Here is a 21711-nt window from a genome sequence, read left to right as displayed (position 1 = left end):
CAGAACACCCCGAGCATCGTCAGAACTCCCCGGACCGGTCCGGGCGGATACGTTCGAGCAGCAGCAGCGACACCGCGCACACCAGCATCAGAATCGTGCTGAGCGCCATCGCCTGCCCGTAGTTGAGCTCCCCGGAGCGTCCCAGCAGCCGCGCCACGGCCACCGGCAGGGTCGGGTTGTCGGGCCGCGCGATGAACACTGTCGCCCCGAACTCGCCGAGCGACACGGCGAACGCGAAGCCCGCCGCGACCAGCACCGCTCTTCGCACCAGCGGCAGATCGACCTCGCGCCAGGCCCGCAGCGGCGACGCCCCGAGCACCGCCGCCGCCTCCCGGAGTCGGACGTCCACCGCCCGCAGGACCGGCAGCATCGTCCGTACCACAAAGGGAACGCCGACCAGCGCCTGGGCGAGCGGCACCAGGATCCACGATGTCCGCAGGTCCAGCGGAGGCCTGTCCAGCGTGATCAGAAAACCGAAGCCGACGGTGACCGCGGACACCCCGAGAGGCAGCATCAGCAGCGCGTCGAAACCCCGGACCAGCCGCCCGGCCAGGGGGGTCCCCCCGGCCGAGTCTGTTCGAGGTTGGGGGAGCGTCAGCGCGGCTGCCGCGAGCCCGCCGACGATCAGCGCGATCACAGTCGCGACCAGCGCGTACCGCATTGAGTTCCCGATCGCTTCGAGAGGTGCGACCAGGAACGTGCTGCCGCTCGCCTCCGCGGACTGCAGGGCGCGGTAGTAGCCGAAGCCGTAGCCGCCGGGGGTGTCCAGCGAACGTTCCACGAGCACTCCGAGCGGCAGCAGGATCAGCACCAGGACCGTCACCAGGACCCCGCCGAGCAGCGCCCACTGCCCGGTGCCGCGCGGCCTGCGGGAGGTGTGCGCCGGATCGACCAGCTTCAGCGCCGTTTCCCCGCGTCGCACGGTCCACGCGTGCACGGCCAGGATCGCGCCGACCGCGGCGAACTGAACCAGCGTCAGCACGGCGGCCGTCGGAAGGTCGAGGAGTTGGGCGGTCTGCCGGTAGATCTCGACCTCCAGCGTGGAGTAGCCCGGACCGCCGAGGATCTGCACGACCCCGAAGGAGGTGAACGTGAAGAGGAAGACCATCAGCCCGGCGGCGGCCACCGCGGGCGCGAGAGCCGGCAGAGTGACCCGCCGCCACGCCGCAAACCGCCCGGCGCCCAGCACCCGGGCGGCCTCCTCCTGCCGCGGGTCGAGCTGCGACCACAGTCCTCCGACGGTCCGCACGACGACCGCGTAGTTGAAGAAGACATGGGCGAGCAGGATCGCCCACACCGTGGTGTCGAGACGCACGCCCGCCAGTTCGTCGAGGAAACCGCCGCGCCCCAGCAGCGCCAGGAAGGCCGTCCCCACGACGACGGTCGGCAGGACGAACGGCACGGTGACGACCGCCCGCAGCACCTGCTTGCCGGGGAAGTCGAAGCGGGCGAAGACATACGCGCCGGGCAGCGCGATCAACAGGGTCAGCGCGGTCGACGCGAGGGCCTGCCAGGTGGTGAACCAGAGGACGTCGAGAATGTCCGGCCGGGACAGCACCTCGCCGATCCGGCCGAACTGCCAGGCGCCGTCGGCCTTCAGCCCGCGGCCGACGATCGCGACGACGGGATAGGCGAAGAACAGCGCGAAGAACGCGACGGGCACGGCCATCAGACCGAGCCGCACCGCGCTCCCCCGCCACGCCCCCGCGCTCCGGGGATCCGCGAGCCCGGTCCGGGCGCGCGAACCCTTCCCGCCCGCGCCCGGACCGCGTACGGGACTCTTCGCTACTTCACTACGAGCGAGGACCACGACTGGACCCACTGCTCACGGTTCTTGGCGATGACGGCCGGGGCCACGGTGGTGGGCCTGTCGACCGTGGCGCCGAACTCCGTGAAGAGTTCCGGCAGCTTCGCGTCCTTGGTGACGGGGCTCACGAACATGTTGAGCGGCATGTCCTCCTGGAACTTCTTGCTGATCAGGAAGTCCAGCAGCGCCTTGCCGCCCGCCTCGTTCTTCGCGCCGTTCAGCAGACCGGCGAACTCGATCTGACGGAAGCACGTCCCGGTCGCGACGCCGGTCGGAGCCTCGCTCGGCTGCGGCTTCGCGTAGAGCACCTCGACCGGCGGGCTGGAGGCGTACGAGACGACGAGCGGCCGGTCCGCCTTGGCCTTCTTGCCGCCCGCGGACCCGGAGAACTCCTCGTTGTACGCCTGCTCCCAACCGTCGACCACCTTCACGCCGTTGCTCTTCAGCTTCTTCCAGTAGTCCTGGTATCCGCTCTCGCCGTAGGTGGCGACGGTGCCGAGGAGGAAGCCGAGACCGGGCGACGAGGTCGCGGCGTTCTCGGTGACGAGAAGGTTCTTGTACGCGGGCTTCGCCAGGTCGTCGAAGGTCTTCGGCGGCGCGAGCTTCTTGTCGGCGAAGTACTTCTTGTCGTAGTTGATGCAGATGTCGCCGGTGTCGATCGGAGTGACCCGGTGCTTGGCCGCGTCCAGTTGGGCATCGGCCGCGACCCGGTCGATGCCCTTCGCCTCGTACGGGGTGAACAGTCCGTTGTCGAGGGCGCGGGAGAGCAGCGTGTTGTCGACGCCGAAGAACACATCCCCGCGCGGGGAACCCTTGGTCAGGATCTCCTGGTTGAGGGCAGCGCCTGCGTCACCGCTCTTCAGCACCTTGACCGTGTAGCCGGTCTCCTTCGTGAACGCCTTCAGCACGTCCTTGGAGGCGTTGAACGAGTCGTGACTGACAAGCGTCACGATCTTGGAGCCGGAATCCTTCGTGTCACCGGCCCCTGACGCCGAGTCGTCGGAACTGCCGCAGCCGGCGAGTGCCGTGACGCCGAGCGCGGCGGCGAGGGCCGTCGCCGCGAGCTGCTTGGTCCCACGAGTGGTGCGGGTGGTGCTCATTATGAATTCCTCCTGGGTTTGACCAGGAAGAGACGCGGCCCTGCCCTTGGAGAAGCGGGCAGGGCGCAACAGCATGAGTTGATGACCGAACTTCCTACCCGGAATGACCCGGGCGAGGTTCAGAGGGTCTGCGGCCAACCTGTCCTCGGTGCCGCACTCTCAGCGCTGTGGCGCTCCCCTGTCGGAATATGAAGTTGATTTCGGGCCCAGGTTACACGGGCCCTTTCGGCCTCAGCGCTCGGATGCCGCCAGCTGCCCGCAGGCCCCGTCGATCTCCTGGCCGCGGGTGTCCCGCACGGTCACGGGCACTCCGTGGGAGGCGATCGCGTCGACGAACGCCTTCTCGTCCTCGGGCCGGGAAGCGGTCCACTTCGAGCCGGGCGTCGGGTTGAGCGGGATCAGGTTGACATGGACGCGCTTGCCCTTGAGGAGCCGGCCGAGCAGGTCACCGCGCCAGGCCTGGTCGTTGATGTCGCGGATCAGCGCGTACTCGATGGAAATCCGGCGGCCGGACTTCTCTGCGTACTCCCACGCCGCGTCCAGCACCTCGCGTACCTTCCAGCGCGTGTTCACCGGCACGAGCGTGTCCCGCAACTCGTCGTCCGGCGCGTGCAGCGAGACGGCGAGACGGCACTTGAAGCCCTCGTCGGCAAAGCGCAGCATGGCCGGCACCAGGCCCACGGTGGAGACGGTGATGCCGCGCTGCGAAAGACCGAGACCGTCCGGCTCCGGGTCGGTCAGCCGGCGAATCGCGCCGACCACCCTCTTGTAGTTGGCGAGCGGCTCACCCATGCCCATGAAGACGATGTTGGAGAGCCGCGCAGGCCCGCCCGGAACCTCTCCGTCGCGCAGCGCACGCATGCCGTCCACGATTTGGTGGACGATCTCGGCGGTCGACAGATTGCGGTCCAGACCGGCCTGCCCCGTCGCGCAGAACGGGCAGTTCATCCCGCATCCGGCCTGCGACGAGATGCACATCGTCACCCGCTCCGGGTAGCGCATCAGGACGGACTCGACCAGCGTTCCGTCGTGCAGCTTCCACAGCGTCTTACGGGTGGTGTCGTCGTCGCAGCTGATGTGCCGGACCACGGACATGAGGTCGGGGAACATCGCCTCGGCGAGCTTGTCCCGTGAACCGGCCGGGATGTTGGTCCACTCGGCCGGGTTGTGCGTGTACCGCGCGAAGTAGTGCTGCGACAGCTGCTGCGCGCGGAACGGCTTCTCGCCGACCGCGGCGACGGCTTCCTTGCGCTCGGCGGGCGTGAGGTCGGCGAGGTGCCGCGGTGGCTTCTTGGCTCCGCGGGGCGCGACGAAAGTGAGTTCTCCGGGCTTAGGCATGGTTCCTCCAGTGTCGCAGACACGCCGTGGTGCCAGCCGTCGTCGCCGGCTCAGAGCCTGTCGGGTGACCTTCGACCGGAGAGCGGACGCGGCGTGGTGCGTGCGATTCCAAGGCGCCGGGAGGGCCTCGGATGGAGTCTCCCCTGCTCGAACGAAGCTGAGAGCTCGGGGAAGGAGCTACCAGGGCGTGTTTCGAAAAGAGCGCCGTCCGCCGCCAGGCAGGCGGGACTTTCGAAACACGCCCTGGGGCTTCTCGGCAACGCCGGAAGCGTGCGTGCCACGCCATGGCCGCCCGATCAGAGGTCGCCCGACAGGCTCTCAGGCGGGACAGGGCGGGACCGCGCCCCGGCGACGGCGCCCCTTGCCGGTCGCCATGCCGACGGCTCACACACGGCCCGGTCGCGCCCGCGGACCGTGACCGATCGCACGACGCTCACGTGGTGCGCACAACAGCCCACTGCCCCCGTGGAGGCCGGCGCCTGCCGAGGGCAGGATCGTCGCGCAGGCAGACGAGTGAGGGCCCGCCGTTCTGTGGACAACGGACCCTCACTCATAAAAACGCAAGTCAGGCCGGGATGGACCCGGCTTCTCAGCCGGAGCCGACGAAGAGCACCAGCAGCAGCCAGACCACCGGAGCGGTCGGCAGCAGCGAGTCCAGTCGGTCCATGATCCCGCCGTGACCGGGGAGCAGCGTGCCCATGTCCTTGATCCCGAGATCCCGCTTGATCATGGACTCGCCCAGGTCACCCAGGGTGGCGCTGGCAGCGACGGCCAGGCCGAGCAGCAGCCCCTGCCACCAGGTGCCGTCGTCGATCAGGAACTGCATGCACAGCGCACCGGCGACCATCGCGAAGGCGACGGCTCCGAACAGTCCCTCCCGGGTCTTCCCGGGGCTGATCCGCGGCGCGAGCTTGTGCTTACCGAAGCGCCAGCCGACGGCGTACGCGCCCGTGTCGCTGACCACGGTCAGCAGGAGGAAGGTGAGGACCCGCTGCGCCCCGTCGTCGGCGCTCAGCAGCATCGCGACGAAGGTGGCCAGGAAGGGTACGTAGAACGCGGCGAAAACACCGGCCGTGACGTCCTTGAGATACCCCTCGGGCGGCTCGGTCATCCGCCAGACGAGCACCGCCAGAGCGGTCAGGGCCGTGGCGACCCAGGCGCCCTCGGCTCCGCGCACATAGCCGGCCACGACCATCGCCGCGCCGCCGATCGCGAGCGGTACGAGCGGCGCCTTGATGCCCTTGCGCTCCTGCAGCCGGGAGGTGAGCTCCCAGAGGCCGACGACGACGGCGATGGCTATCACGCCGACGAAGACGGCCTTCACGATGAACAGCGAGGCGACGATGACGGCCCCGAGCCCCACACCGACCCCTATGGCGGCTCGCAGGTCACGACCCGCACGTTTCTTCTGCGGGGGCGGCGGCGCGGTGGACATGGGCTCCTGCTGCTTCTCGTCACGGTACGGAGGACCGCCGCGCCGGCCGGCGGCTCCCCCGTACCGGTCGTCACGGCCGTCAGCGTCTCTACCTGCATCGGGAACGTCCGGCACGATGGGCATGGGCCGTGTCTGCTGGGCGTCATGCACATCGTATGCAGGACCTGCCGGGGCCGCCCTCATCTCGGGCGCACCCCCGTAGCCGGCTCCCTGCGGGGCGCCCCAGGAAGAGTCGTTCATCAGACTTCGAGCAGCTCGGCTTCCTTGTGCTTGAGCAACTCGTCGACCTGCGCGACGTACTTCGCAGTGGTGTCGTCGAGCTCCTTCTCGGCGCGGCGCACCTCGTCCTCGCCGGACTCCTTGTCCTTGACCAGCTTGTCCAGGGTCTCCTTCGCCTTGCGGCGGACGGCCCGGATCGAGATCTTGGAGTCCTCGGCCTTCGTCTTCGCGACCTTGATGTAGTCGCGACGACGCTCCTCCGTGAGGTCGGGGAAGGTCACTCGGATGATGTTGCCGTCGTTGCTCGGGTTGACGCCGAGGTCGGAGTCGCGGATGGCCTGCTCGATGTTACGCAGCGCGCTCTTGTCGAACGGCGTCACGACGGCCATACGCGGCTCGGGAACCGAGAAAGAGGCCAGCTGGTTGATCGGGGTCAGCGCGCCGTAGTAGTCGGCGACGATCTTGTTGAACATCGCCGGGTGCGCACGGCCGGTGCGGATCGCGGCGAAGTCCTCCTTCGCGACCACGACGGCCTTCTCCATCTTCTCCTCGGCCTCGAGGAGGGTTTCTTCGATCACCACGTGCTCCTGCGTGTCTTGAGTGGGCCCGGCGTGCTCGGGCCCGGCGGGTCCTGCGTCGCGTCCTCACCTGCACGGTGTCCGACCGGCAGGCCGTTGTCCATCCTTCGGAACCGTCCCCCGGGGGAATCCCCGGCCGGCCCCCGGGCCGTCGGGGGATTCCCCCCGGGCGGCCCCCCGGTTGTCAGGCCCGGGTGCCCTGGTCACTCACGAGCGTGCCGATCTTCTCACCCTTGACGGCGCGGGCGATATTTCCGGCCGCGGTCAGCTCGAAGACCAGGATCGGCAGCTGGTTGTCACGGCAGAGCGTGATGGCGGTGGCGTCGGCAATCTTGAGATCGCGGGCGAGCACCTCGCTGTATTCCAGCGCGTCGAACTTCACCGCGTCGGGGTTGGTCTTCGGGTCGGAGTCGTAGACCCCGTCCACCCCGTTCTTGCCCATGAGCAGGCCCTCGGCGTCGATCTCCAGGGCGCGCTGGGCGGCGGTGGTGTCGGTGGAGAAATACGGCATGCCCATACCGGCGCCGAAGATGACGACGCGTCCCTTCTCCAGGTGACGCACGGCGCGCAGCGGGATGTACGGCTCCGCGACCTGCCCCATGGTGATGGCGGTCTGGACGCGGGAGTCGATGCCTTCCTTCTCCAGGAAGTCCTGGAGTGCCAGGCAGTTCATGACGGTGCCGAGCATGCCCATGTAGTCGGACCGGGCCCGGTCCATGCCGCGCTGCTGGAGCTCGGCGCCGCGGAAGAAGTTGCCGCCGCCGATGACAACCGCGATTTCCGCGCCGCCCCGGACGACAGCTGCGATTTCCCGGGCAATGGCGTGTACGACATCGGGGTCAACGCCGAGACCCCCGCCGCCAGCGAATGCCTCCCCGGACAGCTTCAGCATGAAGCGTCCGGCCACCTTGCCGTCCTCGCGCTTGTGGTCACCTTTGGCGGCGTCCGCGCCCTTGTTCATGGAGATTCTCCTCGTGCACATACGAAGAAGGCCATTGCCGGTGGGTCTGGTGTCCCTCAGCGGCAATGGCCTCCTCGTCAGATCTGCGGTCGTACGGCGGGTGTGCGGCCGACGACTGCACTGGACCCTATGGGGGTCCACCGTTTTTCGCGGACGGACTCAGATGCCGACCTTGATGCGCGAGAAGCGCTTCAGGGTGACACCGGCCTCGTCCAGGACCTTCTGGACGGACTTCTTGTTGTCCTTGGCGAACGCCTGCTCCAGGACGACGACGTCCTTGAAGAAGCCGTTGACGCGACCCTCGACGATCTTCGGAAGGGCGGCCTCGGGCTTGCCCTCCTCGCGAGAGGTGGCCTCGGCGACACGACGCTCGTTCTCGACCGTCTCGGCCGGGACCTCGTCGCGGTTGAGGTACTTCGGGGCGAAGGCGGCGATGTGCTGCGCGACGTCCTTGGCGACCTCGGCGTTCTCCTTGTCCAGCTCGACCAGGACGCCGACCTGCGGCGGGAGGTCGGGCATGGTGCGGTGCATGTACGCAGCCACGTAACCGCCGGTGAACTGCGCGAAGCGGTCCAGGACGATCTTCTCGCCGAGGTTGGCGTTGGCCTCGTCGACGAAGGCCTGAACAGTCTTGCCGGCCTCGATCTCGGAGGCGAGCAGCGTGGCCAGGTCGGCCGGCGAGGTCGCGGCGACGTGGGCGGCGAGTGCGTCGGCGACGGCCAGGAACTTCTCGCCTTTGGCGACGAAGTCCGTCTCGCACTTCAGCTCGAGCAGGACGCCGGAGGTCTTGTCCTCGGAGATGAGGGAGACGACGGCACCGTTCTCGGCAGAACGGCCCTCGCGCTTGGCGACGCCCTTCTGACCCTTGATACGGAGCTCCTCGACGGCCTTGTCGACGTTGCCGTCGGCCTCGTCGAGCGCCTTCTTGCAGTCCATCATGCCGGCGCCGGTGAGCTCGCGGAGCTTCTTGACGTCAGCGGCGGTGTAGTTCGCCATGAGTCTGTGTTCTCTCTCGAAGTCTGAAAGATCTACGGGTGAACGGCGGGAGCGGTGCCTGTGGCACCGGCCCCCGCCGTCATTCAGCCGTGACGGAGTTGTCAGGCCTGCTCGGCGTCCGCGGCCGGAGCCTCGGCCGGAGCCTCGGCCTTCTCGGTCTCGGCGGACGCCTGCACCTCGGCGTCTGCCTTCTTGTCGCCCTCGAGCAGGTTGCGCTCCCACTCGGCGAGCGGCTCACCGGCAGCCTTGTCGCCCGGCTTCGAGTCGCCGGTCGCGGCGCCGGAACGGGCGATGAGGCCCTCGGCGACGGCGTCGGCGATCACGCGGGTGAGCAGGGTGACGGAGCGGATCGCGTCGTCGTTGCCCGGGATCTTGTAGTCGACCTCGTCGGGGTCGCAGTTGGTGTCGAGGATCGCGACGACCGGGATGTGGAGCTTGCGCGCCTCACCGACGGCGATGTGCTCCTTCTTGGTGTCGACGATCCAGACGGCGCTGGGCACCTTCTGCATCTCGCGGATACCACCGAGGGTCTTCTCCAGCTTGGCCTTCTCGCGGGAGAGGACCAGAAGCTCCTTCTTGGTGAGGCCGGAGGCGGCCACGTCCTCGAAGTCGATCTGCTCAAGCTCCTTCAGACGCTGAAGGCGCTTGTAGACGGTGGAGAAGTTGGTGAGCATGCCACCGAGCCAACGCTGGTTGACGTACGGCATGCCGACGCGCGTCGCCTGCTCGGCGATGGCCTCCTGGGCCTGCTTCTTCGTACCCACGAACATGATGGAGCCGCCGTGCGCGACGGTCTCCTTGACGAACTCGTAGGCGCGGTCGATGTACGACAGCGACTGGAGCAGGTCGATGATGTAGATGCCGTTGCGCTCGGTGAAGATGAAGCGCTTCATCTTCGGGTTCCAGCGACGGGTCTGGTGACCGAAGTGGACGCCGCTCTCCAGCAGCTCCCGCATCGTGACGACGGCCATGGCCGTACTCCTTGAGGTACTCGGTTGTCGCAACCGCAGGATTGCGGTCGCGCCTGACGCCCCGACGCGCCGTGCCACAAGGGACCGAGGAGCGCGGCCACCGTCCGCGGAGAGGGAGGTGGCGGGGCGTGCGAAGTCGACCCGGTGACCCGGATCGCCACAAGAAGTGTACGGGACCCGCCGAGTGCCGGGTGACGGCGCTGTCCACAACCGGCGAGTAGTCCACAGATCCGGTCCATGATCCCCACGGATCCGCCGGGTGCGGAACGGTTCGGGTCATGCGATCCACACCAGAACCGACGGCTCACCGCGCCCGGGCGGCGCTCGTGGCGGCGTTCATGACCGTGCTCACGATGCTGTGCGGTGCGGGCGCCGCCGCCGCGGACGACCCCACGCCAAACGGCGGGCGCGCGTGGCCGCTGGCGGGGCGGCCCGTGGTCGTACGGGGATGGGAGCCACCGGCCGGCACCTACGGGCGGGGGCACCGAGGCGTCGACCTCGCCGCCGCGCCGGGTGCCCGGGTGCGAGCCGCCGCCGACGGCCGGGTCTCGTTCTCAGGGCGCGTCGCGGGACGGGGGGTGCTGGCGATCGAGGTGGCGGGGACCGGTGATCTGCCGCTGCGCACGACGTACGAGCCGGTGCGGGCGCTGGTCTCGGAAGGTGAGGAGGTCCGCGCCGGCCAGACGGTCGCGGTCATGGAGGACGGGCCGTTCCACTGCGAGTCCGGGTGTCTCCACTGGGGGCTGCGGCGTGGTGACGCGTATCTGGATCCGCTGTCGCTGCTGCCTCCGGCGCTGCTGCGGCGGGGTCCTTCGCGGCTGCTGCCGGTCTTCGGCGTACCGGAGCCGCGGGCGCCGGATGCCGTCGGGTACGCAGCCCCTGCCGTGCTCCTCGTCGCGGCGGCCGGGTACGGGCGTCAGCCCCGTACACCCCGCAGGATCATGGCAACGGCGGTGTCAGCGATCACCCCGGGCGCTTCCGCCACGCCCAGTTCGATACGGCGCACGGCGGCGTCCACCGAGCCCTGCAGCAGCATCGCCGCCAGCCTCGGCTGTTCATGGCCGAGGTCACCGAGCGCCTCGACGATCATGGCGATCAGCCCGCCGTGCGCTGCCCGGATCTTCTCCCGTGCGCCCGCGTCCAGCTCGCTCGCCGAGATGGCGACGACAGCTCGGTGCCGCCGGTCCCCGACCAGATCGAGCTGGCGGCGTACATACGCCTCGATCTTTTCCTCGGGCGTCTGTGCCCGCTCCATCGCGTTCTCGACCTCGGCCGCCCAGACGGGGAAGTCGACAGCGCACAGCTCCTCGACGACGGCCGCGCGGGAACGGAAGTACTCGTAGACGGAGGACCGTGCAAGGCCCGTGCGCTCGGCGAGAGCGGGGAAGGTCAACGCCTCCGTACCGCCCTCGGACAGCAGGGAGCGGGCAGCGTCCAGGAGGGCGCCGCGCTGCATGGTCCGGTGCTCGGCCACGGAGGCCGCTCGAATCCTGGGCACGGACCCACTCTACGGCGGCGGGTGTTCGAGAAGGGCGCGGGCAGCCGACATCGCCCGGCCGGACGCCTGCTCAACGTCCTGCGTCGGCCAGTTTCGCGCGGAGCTGCAGCACCGATTTGGTGTGGATCTGGCTGACCCGGCTCTCGGTCACCCCGAGCACGTTGCCGATCTCGGCAAGGGTGAGCCCCTCGTAGTAGTAGAGGGTGACGACGGTCTTCTCGCGGTCCGGGAGCGTGTTGATCGCCCGGGCGAGCAGCCGACGGAGCTCACGGTCCTCGGCGACCTCCACCGGATTGTCGGCGGCGGTGTCCTCAAGGGTGTCCATCAGGCTCAGCCGGTCGCCGCCCTCGCCGCCGACATGCAGCAGCTCCTCCAGCGCGACCACGTTCGCCAGCGACAACTGGCTGAAAACCGCATGCAGTTCTTCCAGCGCGATGCCCATCTCCGCCGCGACCTCCGCCTCGGACGGGGTACGCCGCAGCTGCGCCTCCAGCGTCGCGTAGGCGCGCTCCACGGCCCGCGCCTTCTGCCGGACGGAGCGCGGGATCCAGTCGAGCGCCCGGAGCTCGTCGATCATCGCGCCGCGGATGCGCGTGATCGCGTACGTCTCGAACTTGATGGCCCGTTCGATGTCGAACTTCTCGATCGCGTCGATCAGTCCGAAGACTCCCGAGGAGACGAAGTCCGCCTGCTCGACATTGGACGGCAGTCCCACGCTCACCCGGCCCGCGACGTACTTCACCAGCGGCGAGTAGTGAAGGATCAGCTGCTCACGCAGCCGGCCGTCGCCCGTGGACTTGTACGAACGCCACAACTCGTCGAGCGAGGAGGGGGCAGGGGGGCGCACAGTGCCACGCGCAGCGGGTGGCACTGCTGCGCGGTCAGACCCGGAGGTGTGCTGGGGCATGTGGTGCCTTGAGCCGTTCTGCTGTGAAGTGCTGGGGGACTTGTGTCTGAGCCGGATTCCTTGTGAGCGTAGCGTGACTGAAGCGTCGCGGTCCGCGCAGGATAGAGCATCGGTGCCGGGTACTTCTGGGGGAACGGACACGACTACGCTCCGGGCCCGTCGCCTGTGCAGCGGTCCCGGAGGGGTCGCTGAAGGATCCCCTGAGGTCATCAGCATCACCTTTTCACCCGAATGCTCCAGGTCAAGGACCGCCTCGCCGCGCGTCCCCATCGCATGCCGACCGCCGCGTCAAGTGCCATCCATCGCCATCACGTTCGACGAACCCCAGTGAGTGGAGTTCGTACAACTTGCCGAGCGCTTCGTCGGCGCCGGTCCCCGCGGTGCGTGCGACGTCCGTCGCGTTGACGGAACCGCGGGAGGGGAGGGCGTCGAGGATCCGGGCGCAGACGGCGTCCAGCAGGTCTCTGGGAAGCAGAGGGCCGCGTCGGACGGGAGCGAGATCACCGATGTCCCCCACCAGTTCGACCACCTCCGAGGCGTCCGTGACCAGGACGCCTTCACCCCGGAGCAGTTCATGGACACCGGCCGACAGCCCGCTGGTGGCAGGTCCCGGAACCCCTATGGTGAAGCGTCCGAGCTGCTGAGCCCTGCGCGCCGTGACCAGCGAGCCGCTGCGGTATTGCGCCTCCACCACGACCGTTCCCCGCGTCAACGCGGCAATCACCCTGTTCCGAAGGACGAATCTGCTGCGTGTCGGATGATCGGACGGCGGCAACTCGCCGATGACCAGACCCTGTTCCGCCACGCGTCCGATCAGCTCGGCGTGGCCTCGGGGATAGGCGACGTCGACACCGCAGGCCAGGACCGCCATGGTCGCCCCGCCGGCCGCGAGTGCGCCGCGGTGTGCCGCCCCGTCCACCCCGAACGCGGCGCCCGACACGACCACCCACCCCAGCTCCGCGAGCCCGGAAGCGAGGCTCGCCGCCATATGCGCCCCGTACGGAGTGCAGGCGCGGGCGCCGACCACGGCGACGGAACGCAGCGCCCAGAGCCGCAGATCGGGCCGGCCCCGCACCCAGAGCGCGGTCGGCCTGGAGTCGCCCAGGTCGTCGAGCTGGCTGGGCCACTCCGGGTCACCGGGACAGACCAGGCGGCCGCCCACCGCAGCGACCGCCGCCAGGTCCCGCTCGGGCTCGGCGGACCCGACCCGCAACCGGTATCCGGCGAGCCGCTTCGGCGTCATGCCGCTCAGCTTTTCCGCGGTCCCATCCCGGGCCGTGAGCCGCCGCATCAGCTCAACGGCACCGACTTGGCGCAGCCAGCGGCCACCGTGCTCGTCCCCCGGCTCCAGCACGCGGGTCAGCGCAGCCCGTGCCAGCCGCTCCCGCTCCCCCACCGTCCCCGGCGCACGTACCGGTTGCCGGCCGTCCACCGCCTCCTGCCCGCGCCCTGATTCGCGGTCTCCCACCGACTCCGGCGTCATGACGCCCCGCCCCGGGCCAAGGCTCCCCGGGCGACCCCGGTCCGCAGTTCCAGGGCCACCGCGATATCGGACGCCTCCGGGCGATCCGCGCCGCGCAGATCGGCGACGGTCCACGCCACCCGCAGCACCCGGTCGAGCCCCCGCGCGGTGAGCAGTCCCCGCTCCATGTCCCGTTCGGCCTCCATGAGCGCCCCCGGCGCCGCGAGCAGCCGGGTTCGCAGCTCATGGCCGGGCACCTCGCTGTTGGTGGTCCATCCCGTGCCCGCAAGTCGTTCTGCCGCCCGTGCCCTGGCTTCCCGTACTCTTGCCGCAACGACGGCCGTGGACTCGCCCCGGCCTCCCCGGCTCATCAGGTCCTCGCGTGTGACCGGTGCGACGACCACCCGCAGATCCACCCGGTCGAGCAGCGGCCCGGAAAGTCTCGCCTGGTAGCGCCGGACCGAGGAGGGCGGGCATTCGCAACCGGCGCCGACGAGGGTGTGGCGCCCGCAGGGGCAGGGATTGGCCGCCAGCACCATCAGAAATCTGGCGGGCAGCCGCACCACCCCGGCGCTGCGCGCCACCACCACATGCCCCGACTCCAACGGCTGGCGCAGCGCGTCGAGCGCCCGGACGGAGAACTCCGGCGCCTCGTCCAGGAACAGCACACCTCTGTGGGCCAGCGAGACCGCCCCCGGCCTCGGCAATCCGTTCCCCCCGCCGACCAGGGACTGCATCGTCGCCGAGTGGTGCGGTGCGCAATAGGGCGCCCGGGTGACCAGCGGTTCGCCCGGCGGCAGTATGCCCGCCACCGAGTGCACCGCGGTCACCTCCAGGGATTCCTGCCGGGTCAGGGTCGGCAGAATCGCGGACAGCCGCTCGGCCAGCATGGTCTTGCCCGCGCCCGGGGGTCCGGAGAGCAGCAGATGATGCCCGCCCGCCGCTGCGACCGCGAGGGCCAGACGCGGCGTCTCCTGGCCGGCGACGTCCGCCAGGTCCGGGCGATGCCCCTCGCCCTGTGCGGAAACCCGTGCCAGCCCGGTGCCGATGCCCGCGCCCGGCACCATCAGCCCCGCCAGCATCGTGGAGGGGCGTCCCTCCTCGTCACTCTCCCGCTCGTCGGGCACCGGCTCGTCGCTGAGCACGGCGATCAGCTGCCGCAGGCTCCGCACTCCGAGGACCGAAACCCCGGGCACCAGCGCCGCCTCGCCGGCGGTCTGTTCGGGCACGACGACCTTCCGGTACCCCGCCTCCACCGCGGCGAGCACGGCAGGCAGCACACCACGGACCGGCCGCACCCGGCCGTCGAGGCCGAGCTCCCCGATCATCACCACATCGGAGATGGCCGAGGCATCGATCCGCTCGGCCGCACCGAGTACGGCACACGCGACAGCCAGATCGAAGCCGCTGCCTCCTTTGGGCACGGAAGCCGGGGAGAGCCCGACCGTGAGTTTCTTCTGCGGCCACTCGGCCCCGGAGTTGACCACGGCGGCCCTGACCCGGTCCCGGCTCTCCACCAGGCTCTTGTCCGGCAGACCGACCAGGGTGAACGCCGCCACCCCCGGCTCCAGGTCCGCCTGGACCTCCACCACCACACCTTCGACGCCGACCAGCGCCACCGAACACGCCCGCGCGAACCCCATCAGGCCACCCCGCGCGCATGCTCGGCGACCGGCGCGCCCCGTCTGGGCAGCACCACGCCGATCAGATCGATCCGCACCCCGCCCGGCGGCGGGCCGCCGTTCCGGTCGAGCCAGATCTCGGCGAGCCGCCGCAGCCGGTCCGCCTTGACCGGGCCGACGGCCGCCATCGGATGCTCGAACGCCCCCGCCCTGCGGGTCTTGACCTCGCAGACGACCAGCGCGTCCCCGTCCATCGCGATGATGTCGATCTCGCCCGCGCGACAGCGCCAGTTCCGTTCCAGTACGGCCATGCCGGCGTCGGTCAGCAGCCGCGCCGCCAGATCCTCGCCGTACCGCCCGAGTGCCCCCCGTGCGTTCATGTCGGCACCACCTCCGGCACCGACTCTGACGTGTCCGAGCCCCGCTGGTGGATCTTGGTGGACAACTCAGTGGTTGTGGACAACTCCGTCACCCGGACGGACGGGCGACCGCCGGGGCGGCTCAGCCGCCCGGGAGTTCGAGATCGCTCTTGTTGAGTTCTTCGATGTTGACGTCCTTGAAGGTCAGGACGCGTACCTGCTTGACGAACCGGGCGGGCCGGTACATGTCCCAGACCCACGCGTCCGCCATGGACACCTCGAAGAAGACCTCCCCCTGAACCGAGTGCACCTGCATCTCGTAGTCGTTGGTGAGGTAGAAACGCCGTTCGGTCTCGATCACATATTTGAACAGACCGACGACATCTCGGTACTCCCGGTAGAGCTTCAGCTCCATCTCGGTCTCGTACTTTTCGAGGTCCTCGGCGCTCATTGGCATGTTCCCCTTCAGCCGTGCGTCCACCTATTGTGCGCCAGGCTCCCGCGCCCCCGAAGGCTCAGACGATTTCGGGGGCCAGAACCACTGGCGTACGTGGCGGACCCTCGTCGAGCAGCGTGCGCAGCAGCCCGGCGAGCCTGGTCGGATACACCGTCTCACGCGCCGCCGACAGTTCGGCGCACGTCCACCACCTCAGGCCCGAGACACTGCGCTGTTCCAGCCCTGTGAGCCCGCTCAGATCCGTGTCGGTCTGCGCGGTTCGTGCCAGGTAGTACCACTCGTCCTGGTCCCAGCGCCGCCCGTCGAACGGGAAGGAGCAGATGCGCTGCCACAGCACGGGGCCGAGCTCGACGTCCGTGATCCCGGTCTCCTCGGCGAGTTCGCGCAGCGCGGCCTCCTCGCGGGTCTCGTCGCCCTCCAGGCCGCCTCCGGGCGTGAACCACCAGGTGACGTCGGGGTTGCCCGGTTCGTAGCCGTGCATCAGCAGAATGCGGTCGTCAGGGTCGAGCAGGATCACCCGTGCGACCTTCCGGGTCTCAGCGGGCACCCGCAGGCACCTTCCCGCCCTGTCCGCGCCTGCTCCGTGCGGACCGCGCCGCGATCGGCCCGTACACCGCGCCGCCGACAATGAGGACCACACCCGCCAGCACGGCCCCGATCTGCAGCCTCAGCGGTCCGGGCTTCGACACCCCGCCGGGAAGGTCCGCGAACGCCTGCGGTCGCTCGATCATCCCGTTCATCGGCCAGGCGATGGCGTCCACCCGGGCCTGGACGGCACTGCGCGGTACCGAACCCTGCCCCGGGTCGTCGAGGTGGACCCGGGAGTCCAGGGAGCCGCTGCGCTCGTCGCCGAGGAGGAAGAGCTGCCCCTTGGGCACCTCCGCCGTGAAGTTCTTCACCGAGGCGAGGTCCTTGGTCTGCAGATACGGTTCCTCAATGGGCTTGCCGTTGAGGGTGAGCCTGCCGTTCTTCTCGCAGCAGGCGATCCTGTCGCCACCGATGCCCACGACCCGCTTCACCATGGGCATGTCGCCCCACGCGGAGTCCTTGAAGACCACCACGTCACCGCGGCGCACCTCGGCGCCGTCCACCCGCTCCGCGAGCACCCGGTCACCCGCGTTCACCGTCGGCGTCATCGATTCCGTCGGCACGGTGTACGGCTTGTACACCACCGCCGCCCAGGCGAACCCGCCGAGGAAGAGCACACAGCCGACGGCCACGGCCAGCCCCGACAGCATGCTGCCGAGCCGGCCGTGGCCGTCAGCCGTACGTCCTGTTCCACTCATCCCAGCGTCCCCCACCTCGGAGATCGACAATCGCTGATCCGAGTCGGCACCCTACCCGGCAGTACGCCCGGCGGTCAGCCTCTTGCGGCGCCACAACACGAGGGGCAGCGCGCCGGCTACACCGAGTGCTCCCGGCGCCATCCCCATCGCGGCGCTCAGTCCCGGCTGGTCGAAGGTGCTCGGGACCGGCAGGGTCGCCCAGCGGTTGATCGGCCAGGCCACCACGATGGCCCGGCCGACCACCTCGTCCGTGGAGACCGTGCCCTGACCGGGAAGCTCCTGGTGGTAGCGGGAGTCCAGGGAGTTCTGACGGTGGTCACCCATCACCCAGATACGGCCCTCGGGCACCGTGATCGGACCGAACGGCTCGTCGTTGCAGGGGGTGTTTCCCGGGTAGATGAACGACTGCTCGTCCAGCGCCTTGCCGTTGACCACGACCGGCCCGTTCTTCCTGCACTCCACCGTGTCGCCGCCGACCGCGATGACCCGCTTGATCAGGTCCTTCTCCTCGGCGGACGGCATCAGCCCGATGAAGCTGAGGAACTTCTGCGCGAGGTTGGGTTCCGGCGTCGACTCGCCGTCCACCAGCCAACCGCCCGGGTCGTGGAAGACCACGACCTCGCCGCGCTGCGGCTCGGAGCCGAACCAGGGGGTCAGCTTGTCGACCAGCACCCGGTCGCCCCGCTGGAGCGTGTTCTGCATCGAGTCCGAGGGAATCGAGAACGCCTGCACCAGAAACGTCTTGATCAGCAGCGCCAGAATCAACGCGATGCCGATAAGCAGGGGCAGCTCCTTCCAGAAGGAGCGTGGCTTCCCCGGAGCCCTGCCACCACCGTCGGGGGAGTCGCCGTCACTCTCCGCCCGGCCCGGCGTCGCCTCGGCAGACCTTTCGCTCTCGGGCCGGTCCTCGGATTCGTCGTGTCCGGATCGTGCGCCGACCACCAAATCCCCCACATCCACTCCTCACTCCGTGCCACCGCCTGCCCCCTGGTCGGTGCAGGCCCACCACTCCCATAACGAGCGGGAGTTCCGCAGGGGTCGGGAGCCGGACCATTCCATCGAGGTCCTGGGACGACACACTATTCGACGGTGCGTACGCCACCGACGTCCCGGCGCGCGCGTCCGGGACCGAAGCGAACGTCTCGGGCTCTTCCAGTCTCCGCCAGTGCCCGAAGGGCCAGGCGATGACAACAGCCCGCCCCACGACCTCGTCCTCGGAGACCGTGCCGTGATCCGGCTCGTCCAGGTGATAGCGCGAATCGGCGGAATTGGAGCGGTGGTCGCCCATGACGAAGATTCGGCCGGCCGGAACCTTTACCTCGAATTTGAGCGTGGAGGGCGGATTGCCCGGATGCAGATAGGGCTCGTCGAGCGGTACGCCGTTGACGGTGACCCTGCCGTCCTTGTCGCAGCACTTCACGGTGTCACCGCCGACGGCGATCACCCGCTTGATCAGGTCCTGTTCGTCGTCGGACGGCAGCAGCCCGATGAAGGTCAGCACTTCCTTCACCTGTTTGACCACGACGGGTGGATCCTTCTTCGCGACGTTCTCCTGTCCCAGCCATTTCCCCGGGTCCTTGAAGACGACCACGTCGCCGCGCTGGGGCCTGGATCCGAACCAGGGCGTCAGCTTGTCCACCAGCACCCGGTCGCCGATCCGGATCGTCTGCTCCATCGACCCGGACGGGATCACGAAGGCCTGCACCAGGAACGTCTTGAGGACGAGTGCGATGAGCAGCGCCACGGTGATGAGGAGGGGTATCTCCTTCACGGCGGACCTGCGCCGTCGCCGTTTGACCCGGCGTGCCAGCTTGCGCCGCTCCGCCCGGGTCGGCAGCGAGCGCGCGCCCGTCGGCCTGGTGCCGGTCGGCAGCGGATCGTCGGCGTCGGACGCGCCGCTTGCCCGTCCTCGGTTACCCATGCGTCCCGCCGGGTACCCGTACGGAGTCGAAGGCGCGGGTCTCCGGGATCGAGCCCAGCCGGCCCAGCGGCCAGCCGATCCAGTCCGCCCGGCCGATGACCATGTCGACCGGCACCATGCCGCCGCCGGGCTCTCCGAGATGGTCACGGGAGTCGCGGGAGTTGCTCCGGTGGTCGCCCATCATCCACAGCCTGCCGTCAGGGACGACGATGTCGAAGGCCACCCGGGACGGGTCGTCGCCGGAATGGAGATAGTCCTCGTCCACCGGCTGCCCGTTCACCTCGATCCTGCCCCGCTTGTCGCAGCAGACCACCCGGTCGCCCCCCACACCCACCACCCGCTTCACGAAGTCGGTCTCGGCAGGCTCCGCCAGCCCCAGGGACGCTGCCGCGCCGTGCAGCAGCCCGGTGACGGGGTTCTCGGCGGGCGCCACCTGGACGAAGGATCCGGTGCCGTCGAAGACCACCACGTCACCGCGGTGCGGTACGGAGCCGAAACGGTACGCCAATTTGTTGACGAGCACCCGGTCCCCCACCCGCAAGGTGGACTCCATCGAGCCACTGGGGATCAGGAACGGCTGCAGCACATAGGTACTGAAGAGCAGCAGAAAGACCGAGCAGACGGCGCCGAGAAAGGCTGCACGCCGCCACGACAAGGAGGCGAACCGGTCCGGGATACGCAAAGAGCGCGACCTCCCCTCCGCCCCTGCTTCGGGTACGGAAGAGCGGTCGCGCTCCGTGTGCTCTGCTTCCATGTCCATCGGGGCCAGAGCTTATCCGGCCGAGCCATGGAGCTGGGAGCTGGTGCCGTGACCGGCAGTGTCTGCGACGGGGCAAAGCCTGCCGGGAGGGGCGCCAGCTCAGTTGTCGCGCTTCTCCTTGATCTTCGCGGCCTTGCCGCGCAGCTCACGGAGGTAGTACAGCTTGGCGCGACGGACGTCACCGCGGGTGACGAGCTCGATCTTCTCGAAGATCGGGCTGTGCACCGGGAAGGTGCGCTCGACGCCGACGCTGAAGGAGACCTTGCGGACCGTGAAGGTCTCGCTGACGCCAGAGCCCTGGCGGCGGATGACTACGCCCTTGAACTGCTGGATACGGGAGCGGTTGCCCTCGATCACTCGCACGTGGACGTTGACGGTGTCACCGGGACGGAACGCCGGGATGTCCGTACGCAGGGAAGCGGCGTTGACGCCATCGAGCAGGGAAGCCATGTTGTCTGCTTTCTTCGCCGATGCCACAGGTCATCGACGGGAGATCGTAAGGAGATGGGGTGCTGATCGCGTCGGGCGGGCGTCGTTCCCCCTGTGGCAGGGGCGCACACCGGACGTACAGCAGCGGCTCATTCTTCCACGGCTTCGGGCCTGCGCCAAAATCGGCCACCGGGCTCCGGGGACCAGCCGAGGATGGAGAGGATTTCACGGTCCTTCTTGTCGAAGGCGCTTGCCTCGCAGCGCTCGATCAGATCGGGCCGGTTGAGCGCGGTGCGGCGGAACGCCTCGTCCCGCCGCCAGCGCGCGATCTTCCCGTGGTGACCGCTGAGCAGGACGTCCGGAATGCCCCGGCCGCGCCACTCGGGCGGCTTGGTGAAGACCGGGCCCTCCAGCAGATCGGCCATGGCGCCAGGGGCGAAGGAGTCGTCGCGGTGCGACTCGGCGTTGCCGAGTACGCCGGGCAGCAGCCGGGCCACCGCCTCAGTGATCACGAGTACGGCAGCTTCCCCGCCGGCCAGCACGTAGTCACCGATGGAGACCTCGACGACCGGTATCCGGGTGGCGTACTCGTCCATGACCCGGCGGTCGATGCCCTCGTAGCGGGCCGGGGTGAAGATCAGCCACGGTCGCTCGGAGAGTTCCACGGCGAGCTTCTGGGTGAACGGGCGGCCGCTGGGCGTGGGCACCACGAGCACCGGGGAGTGCGCCCCCGCCTCATACCCGTCCGCCAGCGTCTCGTCCAGGGCGTCGCCCCACGGACCGGTCTTCATGACCATGCCGGGACCGCCGCCGTAGGGGGTGTCGTCGACCGTGTTGTGCCGGTCGTACGTCCAGTCCCGCAGATCGTGCACGTGCACATCGAGGCGGCCGCGGGCGCGGGCCTTGCCGACGAGCGAGACGTTCAGCGGTTCCAGGTATTCGGGGAAGATCGTGACGACGTCGAGCCGCATCAGGCTTCGTTCTCCTGCTCGACAGCCTCGTCGTCCCGCGCGGAGGCGACCACGGCCTGGCTGTCGTCGATCAGGCCGGGCGGCGGGGTGATGACCGCGCGCTGCTCCTCCAGATCGATCTCGGTGACGATCTCCTCGACGAACGGGATCATCACCTCGCCGCCGTCCGGGCGCTCCACGATGAAGAGGTCCTGGGACGGCAGGTGCGAGATCTCGGTGATCCGGCCGATCCCGGTGCCGTCGGCGAGGACCACATCGAGGTCGATGAGCTGGTGGTCGTAGAACTCCTCGGGGTCCTCCGGAAGTTCCGCCGGGTCGACGTCGGCAATCAGCAGGGTGTTCCGGAGGGCCTCGGCCGCCGTACGGTCCCGTACGCCCTCGAAACGCAGCAGCAGCCTGCCACTGTGCACCCGGCCGGTCTCGATCGTCAGCGGTCCGTTCGCGGCCGGGTCGGTGGTGAGTACGGCCCCGGGTCCGAGCCTGAGTTCCGGCTCGTCCGTGCGTACCTCGACGGTGACCTCGCCCTTGATGCCGTGGGCGCGGCCGATCCGCGCAACTACCAGCTGCACCTTGTGTCTCTCCTGTCATACGACGACGGGCCGGGGCGGGCGCATGGCCCTCCCCGGCCCGTGCC

The 21711-nt window shown here is 69.2% G+C and carries 22 protein-coding genes, 1 pseudogene and 1 riboswitch; of the genes and pseudogenes, 1 reads left to right on the top strand and 22 read right to left on the bottom strand.

Going from position 1 to position 21711, the window contains the following annotated elements; translation table 11 throughout:
• Positions 1 to 19 precede the first annotated feature (19 nt).
• The 8 genes from ACIBB8_RS04450 to rpsB form a co-directional block, all read right to left on the bottom strand.
• A complete protein-coding gene (locus ACIBB8_RS04450) occupies positions 20 to 1669 on the bottom strand; it encodes an ABC transporter permease (RefSeq protein ID WP_398948960.1) in 1650 nt (549 codons plus the stop codon).
• 116 nt (positions 1670 to 1785) lie between these two features.
• Complete coding sequence (locus tag ACIBB8_RS04445) at positions 1786 to 2907, bottom strand: thiamine ABC transporter substrate binding subunit (RefSeq protein ID WP_398948922.1); 1122 nt, start codon at positions 2905 to 2907, stop codon at positions 1786 to 1788.
• A gap of 73 nt (positions 2908 to 2980) precedes the next feature.
• Positions 2981 to 3097, bottom strand: a riboswitch (TPP riboswitch).
• A 41-nt stretch (positions 3098 to 3138) separates the two neighbouring features.
• Complete coding sequence (gene rlmN / locus ACIBB8_RS04440; protein WP_398948921.1) at positions 3139 to 4245, bottom strand: 23S rRNA (adenine(2503)-C(2))-methyltransferase RlmN; 1107 nt, start codon at positions 4243 to 4245, stop codon at positions 3139 to 3141.
• Between the two features lie 589 nt (positions 4246 to 4834).
• Positions 4835 to 5920, bottom strand: a complete 1086-nt coding sequence (locus tag ACIBB8_RS04435) for a phosphatidate cytidylyltransferase (RefSeq protein WP_398948920.1) — start codon at positions 5918 to 5920, stop codon at positions 4835 to 4837.
• Positions 5920 to 6477 carry a ribosome recycling factor gene (gene frr, locus ACIBB8_RS04430; protein WP_093899080.1) on the bottom strand — a complete coding sequence of 186 codons (558 nt, stop codon included), beginning with the start codon at positions 6475 to 6477 and terminating at the stop codon, positions 5920 to 5922. The genes ACIBB8_RS04435 and frr overlap by 1 nt, the downstream gene beginning before the upstream one ends.
• Before the next feature lie 184 nt (positions 6478 to 6661).
• A complete protein-coding gene (gene pyrH / locus ACIBB8_RS04425; protein WP_266981013.1) occupies positions 6662 to 7438 on the bottom strand; it encodes a UMP kinase in 777 nt (258 codons plus the stop codon).
• A 159-nt stretch (positions 7439 to 7597) separates the two neighbouring features.
• Entirely contained in the window at positions 7598 to 8434 is an 837-nt protein-coding gene (gene tsf / locus ACIBB8_RS04420; protein ID WP_366692664.1) for a translation elongation factor Ts, read from the bottom strand.
• A 101-nt stretch (positions 8435 to 8535) separates the two neighbouring features.
• Positions 8536 to 9405 carry a 30S ribosomal protein S2 gene (gene rpsB, locus ACIBB8_RS04415; protein WP_398948919.1) on the bottom strand — a complete coding sequence of 290 codons (870 nt, stop codon included), beginning with the start codon at positions 9403 to 9405 and terminating at the stop codon, positions 8536 to 8538.
• A 278-nt stretch (positions 9406 to 9683) separates the two neighbouring features.
• Between rpsB and ACIBB8_RS04410 the strand changes: the two are divergent.
• Positions 9684 to 10259, top strand: a pseudogene (locus ACIBB8_RS04410) (murein hydrolase activator EnvC family protein); the annotation flags it as partial.
• Between the two features lie 62 nt (positions 10260 to 10321).
• On the opposite strand, the gene ACIBB8_RS04405 reads toward ACIBB8_RS04410, so the two are convergent.
• From ACIBB8_RS04405 to rimM, 14 genes are all read right to left on the bottom strand, one after another.
• Complete coding sequence (locus tag ACIBB8_RS04405) at positions 10322 to 10879, bottom strand: TetR/AcrR family transcriptional regulator (protein WP_398948959.1); 558 nt, start codon at positions 10877 to 10879, stop codon at positions 10322 to 10324.
• 94 nt (positions 10880 to 10973) lie between these two features.
• Complete coding sequence (gene whiG, locus ACIBB8_RS04400) at positions 10974 to 11810, bottom strand: RNA polymerase sigma factor WhiG (protein ID WP_266981018.1); 837 nt, start codon at positions 11808 to 11810, stop codon at positions 10974 to 10976.
• A 241-nt stretch (positions 11811 to 12051) separates the two neighbouring features.
• A complete protein-coding gene (dprA, locus tag ACIBB8_RS04395; protein WP_398948918.1) occupies positions 12052 to 13293 on the bottom strand; it encodes a DNA-processing protein DprA in 1242 nt (413 codons plus the stop codon).
• Complete coding sequence (locus tag ACIBB8_RS04390) at positions 13290 to 14915, bottom strand: YifB family Mg chelatase-like AAA ATPase (protein WP_398948916.1); 1626 nt, start codon at positions 14913 to 14915, stop codon at positions 13290 to 13292. The genes dprA and ACIBB8_RS04390 overlap by 4 nt, the downstream gene beginning before the upstream one ends.
• The gene (locus ACIBB8_RS04385; RefSeq protein ID WP_398948915.1) at positions 14915 to 15274 is read right to left on the bottom strand and encodes a YraN family protein; all 360 of its coding nucleotides are present in this window, start codon (positions 15272 to 15274) and stop codon (positions 14915 to 14917) included. The genes ACIBB8_RS04390 and ACIBB8_RS04385 overlap by 1 nt, the downstream gene beginning before the upstream one ends.
• 121 nt (positions 15275 to 15395) lie before the next feature.
• Entirely contained in the window at positions 15396 to 15704 is a 309-nt protein-coding gene (locus ACIBB8_RS04380) for a DUF2469 domain-containing protein (RefSeq protein ID WP_003965949.1), read from the bottom strand.
• Between the two features lie 64 nt (positions 15705 to 15768).
• Positions 15769 to 16257: an NUDIX hydrolase gene (locus tag ACIBB8_RS04375; protein WP_398948914.1), complete on the bottom strand. Its 489-nt coding sequence runs from the start codon at positions 16255 to 16257 to the stop codon at positions 15769 to 15771.
• On the bottom strand, positions 16247 to 16996 hold the full coding sequence (gene lepB, locus ACIBB8_RS04370; protein ID WP_398948913.1) for a signal peptidase I: 750 nt from the start codon (positions 16994 to 16996) through the stop codon (positions 16247 to 16249). Before lepB (ACIBB8_RS04370) ends, ACIBB8_RS04375 begins: the two co-directional genes overlap by 11 nt.
• 51 nt (positions 16997 to 17047) lie before the next feature.
• The gene (gene lepB / locus ACIBB8_RS04365; protein ID WP_398948958.1) at positions 17048 to 17941 is read right to left on the bottom strand and encodes a signal peptidase I; all 894 of its coding nucleotides are present in this window, start codon (positions 17939 to 17941) and stop codon (positions 17048 to 17050) included.
• A complete protein-coding gene (lepB, locus tag ACIBB8_RS04360; RefSeq protein WP_398948912.1) occupies positions 17847 to 18917 on the bottom strand; it encodes a signal peptidase I in 1071 nt (356 codons plus the stop codon). The genes lepB (ACIBB8_RS04365) and lepB (ACIBB8_RS04360) overlap by 95 nt, the downstream gene beginning before the upstream one ends.
• Positions 18910 to 19677 (bottom strand): signal peptidase I, encoded by a 768-nt coding sequence (lepB, locus tag ACIBB8_RS04355; protein WP_398948911.1) that lies wholly within the window; start codon positions 19675 to 19677, stop codon positions 18910 to 18912. The genes lepB (ACIBB8_RS04360) and lepB (ACIBB8_RS04355) overlap by 8 nt, the downstream gene beginning before the upstream one ends.
• 99 nt (positions 19678 to 19776) lie before the next feature.
• Positions 19777 to 20127 carry a 50S ribosomal protein L19 gene (gene rplS, locus ACIBB8_RS04350; protein ID WP_366134408.1) on the bottom strand — a complete coding sequence of 117 codons (351 nt, stop codon included), beginning with the start codon at positions 20125 to 20127 and terminating at the stop codon, positions 19777 to 19779.
• 128 nt (positions 20128 to 20255) lie between these two features.
• Positions 20256 to 21077, bottom strand: a complete 822-nt coding sequence (gene trmD / locus ACIBB8_RS04345) for a tRNA (guanosine(37)-N1)-methyltransferase TrmD (protein ID WP_398948910.1) — start codon at positions 21075 to 21077, stop codon at positions 20256 to 20258.
• Positions 21077 to 21646: a ribosome maturation factor RimM gene (gene rimM / locus ACIBB8_RS04340; protein ID WP_398948909.1), complete on the bottom strand. Its 570-nt coding sequence runs from the start codon at positions 21644 to 21646 to the stop codon at positions 21077 to 21079. Before rimM ends, trmD begins: the two co-directional genes overlap by 1 nt.
• Positions 21647 to 21711: the final 65 nt, after the last annotated feature.

It is taken from the genome of Streptomyces sp. NPDC051286 (assembly GCF_044455345.1).
In the GTDB taxonomy this organism is placed as follows: domain Bacteria; phylum Actinomycetota; class Actinomycetes; order Streptomycetales; family Streptomycetaceae; genus Streptomyces.
Note: the sequence above shows the minus strand (reverse complement) of the source record. Positions and strands in the feature narration are given on the sequence as shown.

What these genes read in the sequence shown, in the direction of transcription:
- ACIBB8_RS04450 (WP_398948960.1), bottom strand. Translation starts at nt 1,669, where the DNA reads ATGGCCGTGCCCGTCGCGTTCTTCGCGCTGTTCTTCGCCTATCCCGTC.
- ACIBB8_RS04445 (WP_398948922.1), bottom strand. Translation starts at nt 2,907, where the DNA reads ATGAGCACCACCCGCACCACTCGTGGGACCAAGCAGCTCGCGGCGACG.
- rlmN (WP_398948921.1), bottom strand. Translation starts at nt 4,245, where the DNA reads ATGCCTAAGCCCGGAGAACTCACTTTCGTCGCGCCCCGCGGAGCCAAG.
- ACIBB8_RS04435 (WP_398948920.1), bottom strand. Translation starts at nt 5,920, where the DNA reads ATGAACGACTCTTCCTGGGGCGCCCCGCAGGGAGCCGGCTACGGGGGT.
- pyrH (WP_266981013.1), bottom strand. Translation starts at nt 7,438, where the DNA reads ATGAACAAGGGCGCGGACGCCGCCAAAGGTGACCACAAGCGCGAGGAC.
- tsf (WP_366692664.1), bottom strand. Translation starts at nt 8,434, where the DNA reads ATGGCGAACTACACCGCCGCTGACGTCAAGAAGCTCCGCGAGCTCACC.
- rpsB (WP_398948919.1), bottom strand. Translation starts at nt 9,405, where the DNA reads ATGGCCGTCGTCACGATGCGGGAGCTGCTGGAGAGCGGCGTCCACTTC.
- whiG (WP_266981018.1), bottom strand. Translation starts at nt 11,810, where the DNA reads ATGCCCCAGCACACCTCCGGGTCTGACCGCGCAGCAGTGCCACCCGCT.
- dprA (WP_398948918.1), bottom strand. Translation starts at nt 13,293, where the DNA reads ATGACGCCGGAGTCGGTGGGAGACCGCGAATCAGGGCGCGGGCAGGAG.
- ACIBB8_RS04390 (WP_398948916.1), bottom strand. Translation starts at nt 14,915, where the DNA reads ATGGGGTTCGCGCGGGCGTGTTCGGTGGCGCTGGTCGGCGTCGAAGGT.
- ACIBB8_RS04385 (WP_398948915.1), bottom strand. Translation starts at nt 15,274, where the DNA reads ATGAACGCACGGGGGGCACTCGGGCGGTACGGCGAGGATCTGGCGGCG.
- ACIBB8_RS04380 (WP_003965949.1), bottom strand. Translation starts at nt 15,704, where the DNA reads ATGAGCGCCGAGGACCTCGAAAAGTACGAGACCGAGATGGAGCTGAAG.
- lepB (WP_398948913.1), bottom strand. Translation starts at nt 16,996, where the DNA reads ATGAGTGGAACAGGACGTACGGCTGACGGCCACGGCCGGCTCGGCAGC.
- lepB (WP_398948912.1), bottom strand. Translation starts at nt 18,917, where the DNA reads ATGGGTAACCGAGGACGGGCAAGCGGCGCGTCCGACGCCGACGATCCG.
- lepB (WP_398948911.1), bottom strand. Translation starts at nt 19,677, where the DNA reads ATGGACATGGAAGCAGAGCACACGGAGCGCGACCGCTCTTCCGTACCC.
- rplS (WP_366134408.1), bottom strand. Translation starts at nt 20,127, where the DNA reads ATGGCTTCCCTGCTCGATGGCGTCAACGCCGCTTCCCTGCGTACGGAC.
- trmD (WP_398948910.1), bottom strand. Translation starts at nt 21,077, where the DNA reads ATGCGGCTCGACGTCGTCACGATCTTCCCCGAATACCTGGAACCGCTG.